A 15,594-nucleotide genomic window follows, 5' to 3' on the forward strand; every position below is an offset into this window, starting at 1 on the left:
TGATGCAAGATGATGTGATTTTAAGTGTCCGCGAACTGGAAACAGAGTTCATTACCGATGACGGGGTGGTGAAAATTCTCCATGGTGTCAATTTTGATGTCCGTAGGGGCAGGACGTTGGGGATTGTTGGCGAGTCTGGGTGTGGCAAGAGTGTCACGGCGATGTCGATCATGGGGCTATTACCCAAACCCTATGGGCAGGTGGTTGGCGGAAGGATCCTATACCGTGGCACTGACTTGGTGACCTTGCCCCCTGAGGAGATGTATGCCATGCGGGGCAATCGGATTGCGATGATTTTCCAAGATCCGATGACCGCGCTCAATCCGGTGCATTCGATAGGTCGCCAGTTAAATGAAGTGCTCGAGTTGCACCGGCCGGAATTGAGCAAGGGAGAGAGAAACCAGTATTCTCTGGACATGCTGAGGAAGGTCAAAATTCCGATGCCGGAAAAAAGGCTGAGGGAGTATCCGCATAACTTATCAGGAGGCATGCGCCAGCGTGTCATGATTGCCATGGCGTTGGCATGTAAACCTGACATACTTATTTGTGATGAGCCTACAACAGCGTTGGATGTAACGGTGCAGGCATCAATATTGGAGCTCATTAATGATCTCCAGTTAGAAACCGGGATGTCAGTGATCTTTATTACTCATGATCTCGGGGTGGTAGCGGAGATCTGTGATGACGTGGCTGTGATGTATGGGGGCAAAGTGGTGGAGTTTGCCGATATCTTTGATTTATTCGATAGCCCTCAACATCCCTATACCGAGCGTTTGATGGGGTTGATGCCGAGCTTGGAAAGTGAACCCAAACAACCGATAGAAATTAAACCGATAGATGTCACCTTGTTCCCTGAATTCAAGGGTTAGGCTGAGCGACAAAGAGAGGATGTAATGACTGAGCTACTAAGGATAGAAAACCTCAAGCAGCACTTTGTCTCGGGCAAGGGGATATTTAAAAGAGGCTATACAGTGAAAGCGGTTGATGGGGTGTCTTTCTCAGTCTCTCGGGGGGAAACCCTTGGATTAGTGGGGGAGTCAGGTTGTGGCAAGAGCACATTGGGCAGGACAATTTTAAAACTGTATGAGCCGACGGAAGGCAAAATTTTTTTCGAAGGCAAAGACATTACCCAGCTTTCAACCAGAGAGATGCGCCCGCTGAGAAAAGACCTGCAGATTGTTTTTCAAGATCCGATGGAATCGCTTAATCAGCGTCATACCATAGGCATGATTTTGGAAGAGCCTTTTATTATCCATAAGATCGGGACACCGGCTGAACGAAAGCAGTGGGTGGATGAGCTCTTGGTCAAAGTTGGGCTACCTGTGGAAGCGGCTAACCGCTATCCTCATGAGTTCTCAGGCGGCCAACGTCAACGTATCGGGATTGCCCGGGCGATAGCCCTCAAGCCGAAGCTGCTTATTTGTGATGAATCGGTATCGGCTTTGGATGTATCGGTTCAAGCCCAAATTCTTAACTTGTTGCTACAACTCCAGCAGGAGATGAATTTGGCGATCATCTTCATTTCCCATGATCTGTCGGTGGTGAAGCATATCTCCGATCGGGTGGCGGTAATGTATTTCGGCAAAGTGGTTGAGATGGGGGAGGCAAGGGAAATATATGCCAACCCGCAAGCGGAATATACTAAGAAACTACTGGCTGCTATTCCTATTACTCACCCTAAAGACAGGAAACGTAAGAGGCCAGCTAACAACACCCATGTCGCCTGAGAATTAAAGCGATAGCGGTTAGGAGGCAGGCTTGCTGTCATGGAAAAAGGAACTGGGTATGAAACGGATTTTAACGCTAGCGTGTTTATGGCTTCCGATGCAGTCTTGGGCGGTCGTGCCCGCAGATATTCAATGGCAGACGAATAATGATGAGCCGCTTTTTGCCTCCTCTGAGGCAACGTTTGGCGGAACTCTGCGAACATCTCTGTCGAGTTTTCCACAGACGTTTCGCAGTGTCGGGCCTGATGGGAACGGGGCATTTCGGGTCTGGATTCTTGATAAGCAGCCACAGTTGCTCCAGCGTCACCCTGATACGCTGGCGTATATTCCAGATATTGCCACCCACTGGGCTTTTGGTGATGATAACAAAACCCTGTACCTGAAGTTAAACCCAGCAGCGAAATGGTCAGATGGAAAGCCGCTCAAGGCCACTGATTTTAGTTATATGCTCAAGTTTTATCGGTCCAAAGACATCATCGATCCTTGGTATAACACCTACTACAGCACTCAGATAGATAAAATCGAAGCTTTGGATGCACATACTATAAAGGTGGTGCATGCCAAGGCGCTTGATAAGGCGGCACTGCTGTATTTCAGCCATCGTCTCAAGCCACGCCCGGAGCATTTCTATCTCCCAAAAACGGATAAGAACGGTGATGGCGTGGATGATAATTTTGTTCGGCGGTATAACTTCAAGCCAGAGCCGACACTAGGGGCATACCACATTGGCAAGGTAAGAAAAGGTAAGTCGATTACCATGCAGCATATTGGTGAGGATTGGTGGGGGTATACCAATCGTTATTATAAGCACCGTTATAATGCTGAGAAGGTGAGGATCAAAATCATCCGTGATGATGATATTGCCTTCAAGCATTTTGAGAAAGGTGACTTGGATGTGTTTGGTCTGGGACGACCTGAACTTTGGTATGAGAAGAGCCAATCGACCCCGTTTAAAAATGGTTATATCCATCGGTTCTGGGGCTACAACCAGAGGGAGTTAGGGGCGGGGAGTTTTTGGCTTAACACCGATAAGCCGATGCTTGACGATATCAATGTCCGCAAAGGAATTGCATATGCTCTGGATGTTGACGGGCTTAACCAACATATTTTCCGCGGTGATTTTAGCCGTAAGCCACAAGGTTTAAGTATTGGGCAGGGAGCGTTTACTAATAATGCGCTTACGCCACTACCTTTTGACCCGGAATCGGCTATTAAGTATTTCGAGCGCGCAGGTTTTGATCGTATTGCTGGCGATGGGATCAGGGTTGATAAAGACAACCAACGCCTAAGCTTTGCTGTGACCTACAGCCATCAGGTGGTAACCCCGCAGTTGGCTTTTTTGAAAGAGCAGGCCAAATCTGCAGGCTTGGAACTAACCATGAATCTGGTAGATGGTTCTTCAGCCTTTAAGTTTGCGCTTGAGAAAAAACATGAAATTTCTTATCACTCGATGGGCACCGCTCCTCGCCCGCAATACTGGGAATACTTCCACAGTGCTAATGCCGGTAAGCCACAGAACAACAACTTTACCAATTACAGTACACCAGAGTTGGATGCGTTGATCATGGATTACCGCTCGGTGTTTTCTACTACCGAGAAACAAGCTTTGTCTAGAGAAATTCAAAAACAGGTCCATGAAGCGACGGTGGTTGTGCCTGGGGTGATGGCTCCTTATATCCGCGAAGCCTATTGGCGCTGGATGAAATATCCGGATAAGCCGATGCAAAAGCAAACCGAGCAGCTGTTCACTATTGGCCGCTTGTCTGATCTTGGCATCTATTGGATAGATCAAGATGTTAAGAAAGCGACAGTGAAAGCTGTGAAGGAAGGACGGAGCTTTGAGCCTGTTACAGTCATGGATACGCGATACAAACCTTAATCGCCTTGTTCTCTTGCTAAAACAACAAGGCACCTAAGTGGTGCTTTGCTGTTTTAGCGACCTAAAAACAAATAGGTGTCTACTTATTGTTCGTTTGGTCATTTTTATTCAAAAAAGAGTTGCCGTCTTGAATACTCTCCCTATAATGCCACCTCACTGACACGGAGCACGGCAACTTAAGTCGCTAACCAATCAGTATTGTTCTTTAACAATTTGACCATGCAATCTGTGTGGGCACTCGTGAAATGATAGTCAACAAAAGAATTATCAATGAAACTGAGTGACCAATACAAATTTTAAGTTTACTTATTATTTGGCACAGTCAATTCATTCATTACTTCGGTAATGGATTAACAGTATTCATTGAGCCAAAACTTTAATTGAAGAGTTTGATCATGGCTCAGATTGAACGCTGGCGGCAGGCCTAACACATGCAAGTCGAGCGGCAGCGACATAAACAATCCTTCGGGTGCGTTTATGGGCGGCGAGCGGCGGACGGGTGAGTAATGCCTGGGAATATGCCCTGATGTGGGGGATAACCATTGGAAACGATGGCTAATACCGCATAATCTCTTCGGAGCAAAGAGGGGGACCTTCGGGCCTCTCGCGTCAGGATTAGCCCAGGTGAGATTAGCTAGTTGGTGAGGTAAGAGCTCACCAAGGCGACGATCTCTAGCTGGTCTGAGAGGATGATCAGCCACACTGGAACTGAGACACGGTCCAGACTCCTACGGGAGGCAGCAGTGGGGAATATTGCACAATGGGGGAAACCCTGATGCAGCCATGCCGCGTGTGTGAAGAAGGCCTTCGGGTTGTAAAGCACTTTCAGTCGTGAGGAAGGCATATGCGTTAACAGCGCATGTGTTTGACGTTAGCGACAGAAGAAGCACCGGCTAACTCCGTGCCAGCAGCCGCGGTAATACGGAGGGTGCGAGCGTTAATCGGAATTACTGGGCGTAAAGCGCATGCAGGCGGCTTGTTAAGCCAGATGTGAAAGCCCGGGGCTCAACCTCGGAATAGCATTTGGAACTGGCAGGCTAGAGTCTTGTAGAGGGGGGTAGAATTTCAGGTGTAGCGGTGAAATGCGTAGAGATCTGAAGGAATACCGGTGGCGAAGGCGGCCCCCTGGACAAAGACTGACGCTCAGATGCGAAAGCGTGGGGAGCAAACAGGATTAGATACCCTGGTAGTCCACGCCGTAAACGATGTCTACTTGGAGGTTGGTGTCTTGAACACTGGCTTTCGGAGCTAACGCGTTAAGTAGACCGCCTGGGGAGTACGGTCGCAAGATTAAAACTCAAATGAATTGACGGGGGCCCGCACAAGCGGTGGAGCATGTGGTTTAATTCGATGCAACGCGAAGAACCTTACCTACTCTTGACATCCAGAGAACTTTCCAGAGATGGATTGGTGCCTTCGGGAACTCTGAGACAGGTGCTGCATGGCTGTCGTCAGCTCGTGTTGTGAAATGTTGGGTTAAGTCCCGCAACGAGCGCAACCCCTATCCTTGTTTGCCAGCGCGTCATGGCGGGAACTCCAGGGAGACTGCCGGTGATAAACCGGAGGAAGGTGGGGACGACGTCAAGTCATCATGGCCCTTACGAGTAGGGCTACACACGTGCTACAATGGCGTATACAGAGGGCGGCCAACTTGCGAGAGTGAGCGAATCCCAGAAAGTACGTCGTAGTCCGGATTGGAGTCTGCAACTCGACTCCATGAAGTCGGAATCGCTAGTAATCGTGGATCAGAATGCCACGGTGAATACGTTCCCGGGCCTTGTACACACCGCCCGTCACACCATGGGAGTGGGCTGCACCAGAAGTAGATAGCTTAACCTTCGGGAGGGCGTTTACCACGGTGTGGTTCATGACTGGGGTGAAGTCGTAACAAGGTAGCCCTAGGGGAACCTGGGGCTGGATCACCTCCTTAACGATATGACTGCGTTTTATGCAGTGTCCACACAGATTGCTTGGTTAATAGTAAAAGACAACATAGTGTCCCATTCGTCTAGAGGCCTAGGACACCGCCCTTTCACGGCGGTAACAGGGGTTCGACTCCCCTATGGGACGCCACTTTCTAAATGCATTCTTTTGAGTGTGATTAGAAAGTGGATGCCGCAAGGCAAACACATGCTCTTTAACAATCTGGAAAGCTGACTAGTAAATTGAATTTTCGAATTCAATAACTAATAGTTTCATCGAAAGATGAAACGAGTTCTCAAGCAACACACATTCAAGTGTCTTGTGTAAGAGTCCGGCGAAACACAGTCCATCAATACTCAGATGGACAACCTTGGTTGTTGAGCCATACGAAACCTCTTGGGGTTGTATGGTTAAGTGACTAAGCGTACACGGTGGATGCCTGGGCAGTCAGAGGCGATGAAGGACGTGCTAACCTGCGATAAGCCAAGAGAAGATGGTAAGAATCACGATACTCTTGGATTTCCGAATGGGGAAACCCAGCTGCATAAGCAGTTATCAATGCGTGAATACATAGCGCATTGAGGCGAACCGGGGGAACTGAAACATCTAAGTACCCCGAGGAAGAGAAATCAACCGAGATTCCGGCAGTAGCGGCGAGCGAACCCGGATTAGCCCTTAAGCTAGTTTTGCGACAGGTGAATGTGCTGGAAAGCACAGCGATACAGGGTGATAGCCCCGTAACCGGTAGCGCATTGCGAGTGAAATCGAGTAGGACGGGACACGTGATATCCTGTCTGAACATGGGGGGACCATCCTCCAAGGCTAAATACTCCTGACTGACCGATAGTGAACCAGTACCGTGAGGGAAAGGCGAAAAGAACCCCTGTGAGGGGAGTGAAATAGAACCTGAAACCGTGTACGTACAAGCAGTAGGAGCCCTTCGGGGTGACTGCGTACCTTTTGTATAATGGGTCAGCGACTTAATTTTAGTAGCAAGGTTAACCGATTAGGGGAGCCGTAGGGAAACCGAGTCTTAACTGGGCGTTCAGTTGCTAGGATTAGACCCGAAACCAGGTGATCTAGCCATGGGCAGGTTGAAGGTGAGGTAACACTTACTGGAGGACCGAACCGACTAATGTTGAAAAATTAGCGGATGACTTGTGGCTAGGGGTGAAAGGCCAATCAAACCTGGAGATAGCTGGTTCTCCCCGAAAGCTATTTAGGTAGCGCCTCGGACGAATACTACTGGGGGTAGAGCACTGTTAAGGCTAGGGGGTCATCCCGACTTACCAACCCTTTGCAAACTCCGAATACCAGTAAGTACTATCCGGGAGACACACGGCGGGTGCTAACGTCCGTCGTGGAGAGGGAAACAACCCAGACCGCCAGCTAAGGTCCCAAAGTTATAGCTAAGTGGGAAACGATGTGGGAAGGCTCAGACAGCCAGGATGTTGGCTTAGAAGCAGCCATCATTTAAAGAAAGCGTAATAGCTCACTGGTCGAGTCGGCCTGCGCGGAAGATTTAACGGGGCTAAGCTATACACCGAAGCTGCGGCAATGCCTTTTAGGTATTGGGTAGGGGAGCGTTCTGTAAGCGGTTGAAGGTGCATCGTAAGGTGTGCTGGACGTATCAGAAGTGCGAATGCTGACATGAGTAACGATAAAGGGAGTGAAAAACTCCCTCGCCGGAAGACCAAGGGTTCCTGTCCAACGTTAATCGGGGCAGGGTGAGTCGACCCCTAAGGCGAGGCCGAAAGGCGTAGTCGATGGGAAACGGGTTAATATTCCCGTACTTCTTACTATTGCGATGGGGGGACGGAGAAGGCTAGGTGGGCCTGGCGACGGTTGTCCAGGTTCAAGGGTGTAGGCTGTAATCTTAGGCAAATCCGGGATTACATTAGGCTGAGACCCGATGTCGAGCCGCTACGGCGGTGAAGTCATTGATGCCATGCTTCCGGGAAAAGCCTCTAAGCTTCAGATAGTAAGGAATCGTACCCCAAACCGACACAGGTGGTCGGGTAGAGAATACCAAGGCGCTTGAGAGAACTCGGGTGAAGGAACTAGGCAAAATGGTACCGTAACTTCGGGAGAAGGTACGCTGCCGGCGGTGAAGAGACTTGCTCTTGGAGCTGCTGGCAGTCGCAGATACCAGGTGGCTGCAACTGTTTATTAAAAACACAGCACTGTGCAAAATCGAAAGATGACGTATACGGTGTGACGCCTGCCCGGTGCCGGAAGGTTAATTGATGGGGTTAGACTTCGGTCGAAGCTCTTGATCGAAGCCCCGGTAAACGGCGGCCGTAACTATAACGGTCCTAAGGTAGCGAAATTCCTTGTCGGGTAAGTTCCGACCTGCACGAATGGCGTAATGATGGCCACGCTGTCTCCACCCGAGACTCAGTGAAATTGAAATCGCAGTGAAGATGCTGCGTACCCGCGGCTAGACGGAAAGACCCCGTGAACCTTTACTACAGCTTGGCACTGAACATTGACCCTACATGTGTAGGATAGGTGGGAGGCTTTGAAACCGAGTCGCTAGATTCGGTGGAGCCGTCCTTGAAATACCACCCTTGTAGTGTTGATGTTCTAACGTCGCCCCGTTATCCGGGGTGCGGACAGTGCCTGGTGGGTAGTTTGACTGGGGCGGTCTCCTCCCAAAGCGTAACGGAGGAGCACGAAGGTGGGCTAATCACGGTCGGACATCGTGAGGTTAGTGCAATGGCATAAGCCCGCTTGACTGCGAGACTGACAAGTCGAGCAGGTGCGAAAGCAGGTCATAGTGATCCGGTGGTTCTGTATGGAAGGGCCATCGCTCAACGGATAAAAGGTACTCCGGGGATAACAGGCTGATACCGCCCAAGAGTTCATATCGACGGCGGTGTTTGGCACCTCGATGTCGGCTCATCACATCCTGGGGCTGAAGTCGGTCCCAAGGGTATGGCTGTTCGCCATTTAAAGTGGTACGCGAGCTGGGTTTAGAACGTCGTGAGACAGTTCGGTCCCTATCTGCCGTGGGCGTTGGATGATTGAGAGGGGCTGCTCCTAGTACGAGAGGACCGGAGTGGACGAACCTCTGGTGTTCGGGTTGTGTCGCCAGACGCATTGCCCGGTAGCTAAGTTCGGAATCGATAACCGCTGAAAGCATCTAAGCGGGAAGCGAGCCTCAAGATGAGTCATCCCTGAACCTATAAGGTTCCTGAAGGGTTGTTGGAGACTACGACGTAGATAGGCAGGGTGTGTAAGCGTTGTGAGGCGTTGAGCTAACCTGTACTAATTGCCCGTGAGGCTTAACCATACAACACCCAAGGGGTTTTACGGACTCCACGAACACTTGGATGAGTGTCGAGAACATCAGCTTTTTAGATTGTAACGAATTTGCTTGGCGACCATAGCATTATGGACCCACCTGATCCCATGCCGAACTCAGTAGTGAAACGTAATAGCGCCGATGGTAGTGTGGGGCCTCCCCATGTGAGAGTAGGACATCGCCAGGCTTCCAATTTAGATTATCGCAGTGAACGTGCGGTGATTTGAGTGGAGCGGTAGTTCAGTTGGTTAGAATACCGGCCTGTCACGCCGGGGGTCGCGGGTTCGAGTCCCGTCCGCTCCGCCACTTATTCAGACAAAGTTAAGTCTTTAAAATAACTACAGGGGTGTAGCTCCAATTGGCAGAGCAGCGGATTCCAAATCCGCGTGTTGGGAGTTCGAATCTCTCCACCCCTGCCATCTTTAAGGCTCTAGCAGAAATGCTGGAGCCTTTTTTGTATGTGCCAAATTTAAGTTTGTGTTACTGCGTAATAGCCTCAGACTAGGCGTCCCCGTCTAAAGGTTGGTTTTTTTAAATCTGTTGCTTTTTAATAAAAAACGCCCTCAAGTGAGGGCGTATTATGAATCAATAGTTTTTACAGCTAACGGCTTCTGGGCGGCAGAACATCTCATCATGATCGCTGATGCACTGGTTGACGACCTTAGCAATTGCCTTCCCCCGGCTGGATGAACGGCCTTTATATGTTTCGCCAAAGATGCTCATTTTGCATTGGTACATTCGGTCATGGCGATCGTAATCTTGTTTGTGATCAAGCTCCCTTTCAAGGCTATCTACACGTTGGGTCAGCAAGCGAATTTGGTATTCCAGCTCTTTGATTCGCTGATCTGTATTATTGCTTGCCGCATGGGTTTGTGTGGTTACAACAAGGCTGAGTGCCAGTAAGGGCAGTATTTTCTTAAACATAGTATTGCTGGATCTTTAAATTGAACGGTGTTTTATTCGTGTTTGATGGTAGCAAAATATCACTTGATTTGGAATGTGAAACACTTTGAATGAGGTGGGTTGTGTACAGTGTTTGACCCGAAATTGACAAAAATAGCTGCGAAAAAGATGTGTTAGATGGTATCTTGTGGCTTTTCCAGGTTAAGCAAAATTGGAGTTACCATGCCGCACCTGCGTTTCAGAGCCGTTGAATTTGATCATGTGAAAGCGTTGTCGACCAAACTGGTTGACGATCTGCAGCCGCTAATGGCTTGTCCTCGTGAAGACTTTACCCTTGAGCATATCTCAACCACTTTCATTTTCGATGGTGAGGTATCTGATGCATACCCGTTTGTGGAAGTGCTGTGGTTTGATCGTGGCCAGGAGGTTCAGGATCAGGTTGCTGAGCTTATCACCAAGGCTGTGCGTGCTGAACTTGAGGAACCAGAACAGGATGTTGCGGTAATATTCTCAGCGCTGACGCCGTCAGCATATTATGACAACGGTAGTCATTACTGATACTCAAAGCGGCCAATAGGCCGCTTTCCTTACTGTGGTAGCTTGTTTTAAGTCAGTTGTTGGTTGGGTAGGTTAGATGTCGCGTTATACCAAGGTTGTAGCAGGATTGGGGGTTGTCGCAGGAGCGTTGGGGATCAGTACGGGCGTGTCGTTTGATGTGTCTGAAGTACCTGAGGTCAGTGCCAATGTGTTGGCACCACAGTTCTCGTTCAACTGTATAAAAAGCGATGTGGCCATGCCGTTGGATAACGATGGTTCGTTTTCGGTTTCGGTGTGGAATATCTACAAGCAACAAAAGGACAACTGGCGCAGTGAACTGGAAAGGTTCAGCCAAAATAGCGGGTTGGTATTGCTCCAAGAAGCGAGCTTGACCACTGAGCTGAAAGATTACCTGGACGATACCCAGTGGAAAGTCAGAATGGCTAATGCCTTCAAGTTTCTCAATACTCCTGCTGGTGTGATGAACTTGTCCTCGGTGAACGCCAAGACGACTTGTGCTTACCTAGCAATGGAGCCTTGGCTGCGCCTGCCAAAATCGGCTTTGTTGTCTGAATTTGTGCTTTCAAATGGCCAGACGCTGGCGGTGGTTAACCTGCATGGTGTTAACTTTGCCTTGGGCCTGGAGGAGTACAAGGAGCAATTTAGAACGCTAAAGCGGGTATTGGACAAGCATATCGGCCCGGTGATCTTGGCCGGTGATTTTAATACCTGGCGCCAGGCAAGATTGGACGTGGTCGATGAGTTTGCCCGTAGCTTGGGCCTTGAAGATGCGGTCTTGCGTCGAGACCAAAGGGTGAAGGTGTTTGGCAAGCCGCTCGATCATCTGTATTACCGGGGGCTAGACTTGGTAAGCGCAGAGGCACCGTCAACCGATGCCTCTGATCATAACCCGATCATTGCCAACTTTAGGCTGCAATAATCATAATCGGCCAGACGATCAGTGTCAGCAGCCAAGGTAGGGCCGCGACAATGATACATTTGGCGCGGTCATAGTCTGTCCACGCGGCAACCGCAGCATAGCTCAGGGCGATATACCAAGGGGCCAGCAGAGGTGCCGTAGTCGCAAATGCCGACCAAGGGTGGTTGAGCGGGAGCTTCAAAAAGCCATTGAGGCTGTTGAGATCGGCGGCATTAGGCAAGAAGTTGGTGGTATTGAACACCGCATTCAGGTAGCTGGCAAAGTCTCCGATGATCGCTGGCAGCATGATGAAGCATGCTGCAGCCAACCATTTTCCAAAGCTGTGCTTGTAGCTATTGCTCTTGGTGGCAAGGTTCAACCATAGCGCCAAAATAAAGATCGCGGCCGTCCGGCCAAAGAAATCACTGAACACCTCACCGGCTAACAGCACTTCCTTGGTTAACCAAGCTTCTTGTACCTGTTGCTCGACGTTCGGCAGTTGCATCATCAAGGTTTGCTGCAACCAATCCATGTCGACATGGTTGAAGTAGCCCCCCCAGAAAAAGAACGGACCAACAATGATCAACAAGTAGGGAAGGAACGCCCATTTAGGGCGTTCATGGACGGCTGCAAAGCAGTCAATCGGTGAGCGGAAGGTATCGAGAACCGCAACAAACGGGTTTTTGGAAGGCGTCATACACTTACCTTGGTAACATCAACATAAAGCTTTAATTGCTGTCCCGGCTTAAGGTACTTCTGGCCACTGATTTGGTTCCACTTCACTACATCGGCAACTTTTACCTTGTAGCGCTGGGCAATGGTACTCAGGTTGTCGCCAGAGCGAACCTTGTAGTAAACCGTGCGGATCACGCCTCCAGTCTCACTCGACTTCCAAAGAGTCAGCTTCTGGCCAACGCGAAGCGGCGAGTTCTTGCTGATCCCGTTCCATCGGGTGATTTGGTCAATAGACACTTTTTGCTGGCGGGCAATGGTCCAAAGGCTATCGCCGGATTTGACAGTATAGGTTGTACGGTAGCCGCTGCCGTGGCTTTGCTGAGTGTTGTTAGCCATGCGGGCAGCAACAGTCTCGCCATCTTGCATTGCAACCGGGATCAGGATGTGGCGGCCTACGCGGATATTGGTGCCGTTCATGTTATTGGCACGCTGGATCTGCTTGGTCGTGGTCTTGTGCTTGCGGGCCAGCACACTCAGTGTATCGCCCGGTTTAACCTCGTAGCGGATCACTTTCATGCCACGGCGACCATTCTCTGCAAAGGCTGCATTGAACTTGTCGACCTTGCTGACCGGCAATAGTAAGTGGCTCGGGCCTTCCGGTGCGGTCGCCCAGCGGTTGTAGCCAGGGTTCAGGCGCTGGATTTCATCCAGAGAAACATTGGCAAACTTTGCCGCCATGGCCAGATCCATTTGGGTTTTTGGCTTAACCAGTTTCACTGCTGGCTCGTTGTCGATCGCGGGAATGCTGATGCCGTATTTATCACGGTTTTGGATCACGTCAGAAACAGCAAGTAGCTTTGGAACGTAATCGCTAGTTTCGCGTGGCAGATCGAGCGACCAGAAGTCAGTCGGTTTGCCTGCCGCTCTATTATTGCGGATCGCACGGAAGACGCGGCCTTCACCGGTGTTGTAGGCGGCAAGGGCGTGGAGCCAGTTACCGTCAAACTTGCGGTTGAGGTACTCCAGTAGATCCAGTGCGGCACGGGTCGATTCCACTACGTCACGACGACCGTCATACCACCAGTTCTGCTCAAGGCCAAAGCTACGGCCTGTTGGTGCAGTGATTTGCCATAAACCTGCAGCTCGGCCGTGGGAGTAGGCAAACTGATCGAAAGAGCTTTCTACAATCGGTAGCAGGGCAAGCTCAAGCGGGAGGTCGCGCTTCTCGATTTCCTCGGTGATCATATAGAGGAAAGGTTCGGCACGCTGGGCAACGGTATTGAGGTGGCTTGGGTGACGGAGGTACCAGTCACGGTAGTGGATGACGCGTTGGTCATTGGGGATATCCGCCCTCAATTGCATGCTGATGCGTTCCCACACATCTTGTTGCTCTTGAGGGGTTGGAATTTTCTTCGGTACAACGACCTGCGGCTTAGGTGTTGTTTTTGTTGTTGCTACTGGAGCAACTTGGGCCGCAGGGTCATTATTAGTTGTGTTTGTTTCTTCTTCTACTGTATTTGTCGTATTTGTAATTTGGCAACCAGCCAGAAGTAGCGCACTCGCCAAAAAAAATCGGGTTTTCATGTGTCCAGCCTATAGCCAAAATAGTTGAAGATAATACTTGTCCAACCACCTTAGTTACAAGTGACACAGGTCAAAATTCGTCTTTCCAACGGCGCAGGGCAGCAAAGGTCTCTACATCACTATCGTTAACTGCTTTATTTGCCACTGATTTTTTAATACTAGGCTGGTCACAGCGCAGGAACGGATTGATCAATTTTTCTTGTTTCAAAGTGCTAGGAATGGTGCTGATCCCTTGCGCACGCATCCTGCTGACTTCTTCGCGGTAACGTTGTAGGTGCGGGTTATCTTGTTCAGCAACAAGGGCAAAGGCGAGGTTGCTACTGGTGTATTCGTGGGCGCAGTACACTTCGGTTTCGTCTGGTAGGGCACTCAGCTTTTGCAGCGAGTGGAACATTTGGTCTGCAGTGCCTTCGAACAAACGGCCACAGCCGGCAGAGAACAGGGTATCGCCGCAGAAAAGCTTGCCGTCACCGACGTAGGCGACGTGCCCTGCAGTATGGCCCGGCACACCGAGCACCATGAAGCGTTCGCCAAAGATTTCAACCTGATCACCATCGTCGACCGATTGGGAGACGCCTGGGATAGGCTCGGCAGAAGGCGCGACAATATGGATATTCGGGTAACGGCGTTTGAGTTCGCTGATCCCACCAATATGGTCATGATGGTGATGGGTGATCAAGATGGCATCAAGCTCCAGCTGCTCTTGCTCTAGGAACGCCAGTACCGGAGTGGCATCACCGGGATCGACCACTACACAGTGGTTATCCGGACTGTGAATCAGCCAGATGTAATTGTCATTGAATGCAGGTATGCTTTTAATGGTCAGCATCTTTGTTTCTCCGGCTTTTTTTGCTATTGAGCATCGACTTAGTTTGGAATTGCTATGAAGCCAGCCCGCATATTAAAACATATCGAACCACCGCACACCTGGTCACAAGTGGTCAATGGTGAATGGGCAGCAGAGCTACTGCAAGCCCAGCTTGATGAGTGGTGGCCCAAACTGTTTGGCTACCATATGCTGAAGCTGGGTGGGCTAAGCTGCGAATTGGCCAGTGGCCATTGTAACATCCAGCATCAGATTTGCATTGATAAGTTCAACCCTCTGCATAATGTTGTGGCTGATCCCTTTGCCTTGCCGTTTGTCGAGAAAGCCTTCGATGCCTGTGTGATTGCCCATCAATTAGATTATTGCAGTGATCCTCACCGCCTGCTGCGGGAGGTGGATCGGGTGATTGTTGATGACGGCTATATTCTGATCAGCGGTAATAACCCAGTCAGTGCCTTGGGAATGCGGGGGTTGTTGCCGTGGAACCGTAAGCGATTTCCGTGGAAAGGGCGGATGTTCATGCCGATGCGGGTGAAAGACTGGCTCGGCGTGCTCAACTACGAAGTGGTGTTCCATGAGAACTTTGCGATATTGCCTGCCACCCGTCACCAGGCGTGCTCTGCTTGGGTAGAGGGAATGGTGTCGGATAGCTTATCGTCAGTGGGCAGCATGTACCTGATTGTCGCGAGGAAGCGCACAGTACCTCTCAAACCAATCAAACCGACGTGGAAATTGAGGCGGCAGTTGGCACCGTTAGGCATGAACTGCCGCACCAAGGCATCCCGCAAGCAGAAGTGCTAAATCTCAATAGGATTAGCTAGCTTGATAGCCGGTGTCGTCTTTTTCCGGTGACTCGGCGGCCGTTCGGGCAAGTTCATCACAGCGTTCGTTTTCAGGATGGCCGGCATGGCCTTTGACCCAGTGCCAGTTGACTTGGTGGCGCTGGGTTTCGTTATCGAGACGCTGCCAAAGGTCTGCATTTTTAACCGGCTTTTTGTCGGCCGTTTTCCAACCACGCTTTTTCCAGTTGTGGATCCACTGGGTGATCCCCTGGCGGACATATTGGCTATCAGTGGTGAGATCTACCTGACATGGTTCTTTCAGGCTCGCCAAACCGACAATCGCAGCCAGAAGCTCCATACGGTTGTTGGTGGTCATGAAAAAACCTTCGCTGAGTTCTTTTTCATGCTGTTTATAGCGTAACACGGTACCATAGCCGCCTGGTCCCGGGTTGCCGAGACAAGAACCGTCCGTGAAAATTTCTACCTGCTTCGTCATATTTGGTAGTATTCGTCTTAGTTAAAAACTTTAGTC

General features: G+C 50.2%; 11 protein-coding genes, 3 tRNA genes and 3 rRNA genes. 12 read left to right on the forward strand and 5 right to left on the reverse strand.

The genetic code is table 11. The features are described 5' to 3' along the window. Nucleotides 1-2: 2 nt before the first annotated feature. The 9 genes from ACXAD4_RS03265 to ACXAD4_RS03305 all read left to right on the forward strand — a co-directional run bounded on the left by ACXAD4_RS03265 (nt 3) and on the right by ACXAD4_RS03305 (nt 9,255). Entirely contained in the window at nt 3-869 is an 867-nt protein-coding gene (locus ACXAD4_RS03265) for an ABC transporter ATP-binding protein (protein WP_475242701.1), read from the forward strand. Between the two features lie 24 nt (nt 870-893). Then, nucleotides 894-1,727, forward strand: a complete 834-nt coding sequence (locus ACXAD4_RS03270) for an ABC transporter ATP-binding protein (RefSeq protein ID WP_475238667.1) — start codon at nt 894-896, stop codon at nt 1,725-1,727. 58 nt (nt 1,728-1,785) lie between these two features. Beyond that, complete coding sequence (locus tag ACXAD4_RS03275; RefSeq protein ID WP_475238670.1) at nt 1,786-3,606, forward strand: extracellular solute-binding protein; 1,821 nt, start codon at nt 1,786-1,788, stop codon at nt 3,604-3,606. A gap of 377 nt (nt 3,607-3,983) precedes the next feature. Continuing rightward, nucleotides 3,984-5,536, forward strand: a 16S ribosomal RNA gene (locus ACXAD4_RS03280). 67 nt (nt 5,537-5,603) lie between these two features. Beyond that, a tRNA-Glu gene (locus ACXAD4_RS03285) sits at nt 5,604-5,679 on the forward strand. 258 nt (nt 5,680-5,937) lie between these two features. Continuing rightward, nucleotides 5,938-8,824: ribosomal RNA gene (locus tag ACXAD4_RS03290) — 23S ribosomal RNA — on the forward strand. A gap of 83 nt (nt 8,825-8,907) precedes the next feature. After that, nucleotides 8,908-9,023 (forward strand): 5S ribosomal RNA (rrf, locus tag ACXAD4_RS03295). The 16S, 23S and 5S rRNA genes sit together here with 3 tRNA genes alongside, the layout of an rRNA operon. Before the next feature lie 42 nt (nt 9,024-9,065). Next, a tRNA-Asp gene (locus tag ACXAD4_RS03300) sits at nt 9,066-9,142 on the forward strand. Between the two features lie 36 nt (nt 9,143-9,178). Further along, nucleotides 9,179-9,255: transfer RNA gene (locus tag ACXAD4_RS03305), tRNA-Trp, on the forward strand. 166 nt (nt 9,256-9,421) lie between these two features. Here the strand turns inward: ACXAD4_RS03305 and ACXAD4_RS03310 are convergent. Beyond that, the gene (locus tag ACXAD4_RS03310; RefSeq protein ID WP_475238673.1) at nt 9,422-9,760 is read right to left on the reverse strand and encodes a hypothetical protein; all 339 of its coding nucleotides are present in this window, start codon (nt 9,758-9,760) and stop codon (nt 9,422-9,424) included. Nucleotides 9,761-9,961: 201 nt separating this feature from the next. Between ACXAD4_RS03310 and ACXAD4_RS03315 the strand changes: the two genes are divergently transcribed. Beyond that, entirely contained in the window at nt 9,962-10,297 is a 336-nt protein-coding gene (locus tag ACXAD4_RS03315; RefSeq protein WP_107300976.1) for a DUF1904 domain-containing protein, read from the forward strand. A gap of 76 nt (nt 10,298-10,373) precedes the next feature. Beyond that, entirely contained in the window at nt 10,374-11,216 is an 843-nt protein-coding gene (locus tag ACXAD4_RS03320; RefSeq protein WP_475238675.1) for an endonuclease/exonuclease/phosphatase family protein, read from the forward strand. On the opposite strand, the gene ACXAD4_RS03325 is transcribed toward ACXAD4_RS03320, so the two are convergent. From ACXAD4_RS03325 to gloB, 3 genes are all read right to left on the reverse strand, one after another. After that, a complete protein-coding gene (locus ACXAD4_RS03325) occupies nt 11,203-11,892 on the reverse strand; it encodes a Yip1 family protein (RefSeq protein ID WP_475238677.1) in 690 nt (229 codons plus the stop codon). The genes ACXAD4_RS03320 and ACXAD4_RS03325 overlap by 14 nt on opposite strands. Further along, complete coding sequence (locus ACXAD4_RS03330) at nt 11,889-13,454, reverse strand: lytic transglycosylase (RefSeq protein ID WP_475238680.1); 1,566 nt, start codon at nt 13,452-13,454, stop codon at nt 11,889-11,891. The genes ACXAD4_RS03325 and ACXAD4_RS03330 overlap by 4 nt, the downstream gene beginning before the upstream one ends. A 70-nt stretch (nt 13,455-13,524) precedes the next feature. Then, complete coding sequence (gene gloB, locus ACXAD4_RS03335) at nt 13,525-14,283, reverse strand: hydroxyacylglutathione hydrolase (protein WP_475238682.1); 759 nt, start codon at nt 14,281-14,283, stop codon at nt 13,525-13,527. Between the two features lie 54 nt (nt 14,284-14,337). On the opposite strand from gloB, the gene ACXAD4_RS03340 reads away from it, so the two are divergent. Further along, entirely contained in the window at nt 14,338-15,081 is a 744-nt protein-coding gene (locus ACXAD4_RS03340) for a methyltransferase domain-containing protein (RefSeq protein WP_107300981.1), read from the forward strand. 12 nt (nt 15,082-15,093) lie between these two features. Here ACXAD4_RS03340 and rnhA read toward each other — a convergent pair whose 3' ends face one another. Then, entirely contained in the window at nt 15,094-15,558 is a 465-nt protein-coding gene (gene rnhA / locus ACXAD4_RS03345) for a ribonuclease HI (protein WP_317525304.1), read from the reverse strand. Between the last annotated feature and the right edge of the window lie 36 nt (nt 15,559-15,594).

This window comes from Photobacterium sp. AWH4_225 (assembly GCF_056158405.1).

Bases quoted from the DNA above. Each gene is read 5' to 3' on its own strand.
- ACXAD4_RS03265 (WP_475242701.1), top strand. From the start codon at position 3: ATGCAAGATGATGTGATTTTAAGTGTCCGCGAACTGGAAACAGAGTTC.
- ACXAD4_RS03270 (WP_475238667.1), top strand. From the start codon at position 894: ATGACTGAGCTACTAAGGATAGAAAACCTCAAGCAGCACTTTGTCTCG.
- ACXAD4_RS03275 (WP_475238670.1), top strand. From the start codon at position 1,786: ATGAAACGGATTTTAACGCTAGCGTGTTTATGGCTTCCGATGCAGTCT.
- ACXAD4_RS03310 (WP_475238673.1), bottom strand. From the start codon at position 9,760: ATGTTTAAGAAAATACTGCCCTTACTGGCACTCAGCCTTGTTGTAACC.
- ACXAD4_RS03315 (WP_107300976.1), top strand. From the start codon at position 9,962: ATGCCGCACCTGCGTTTCAGAGCCGTTGAATTTGATCATGTGAAAGCG.
- ACXAD4_RS03320 (WP_475238675.1), top strand. From the start codon at position 10,374: ATGTCGCGTTATACCAAGGTTGTAGCAGGATTGGGGGTTGTCGCAGGA.
- ACXAD4_RS03325 (WP_475238677.1), bottom strand. From the start codon at position 11,892: ATGACGCCTTCCAAAAACCCGTTTGTTGCGGTTCTCGATACCTTCCGC.
- ACXAD4_RS03330 (WP_475238680.1), bottom strand. From the start codon at position 13,454: ATGAAAACCCGATTTTTTTTGGCGAGTGCGCTACTTCTGGCTGGTTGC.
- gloB (WP_475238682.1), bottom strand. From the start codon at position 14,283: ATGCTGACCATTAAAAGCATACCTGCATTCAATGACAATTACATCTGG.
- ACXAD4_RS03340 (WP_107300981.1), top strand. From the start codon at position 14,338: ATGAAGCCAGCCCGCATATTAAAACATATCGAACCACCGCACACCTGG.
- rnhA (WP_317525304.1), bottom strand. From the start codon at position 15,558: ATGACGAAGCAGGTAGAAATTTTCACGGACGGTTCTTGTCTCGGCAAC.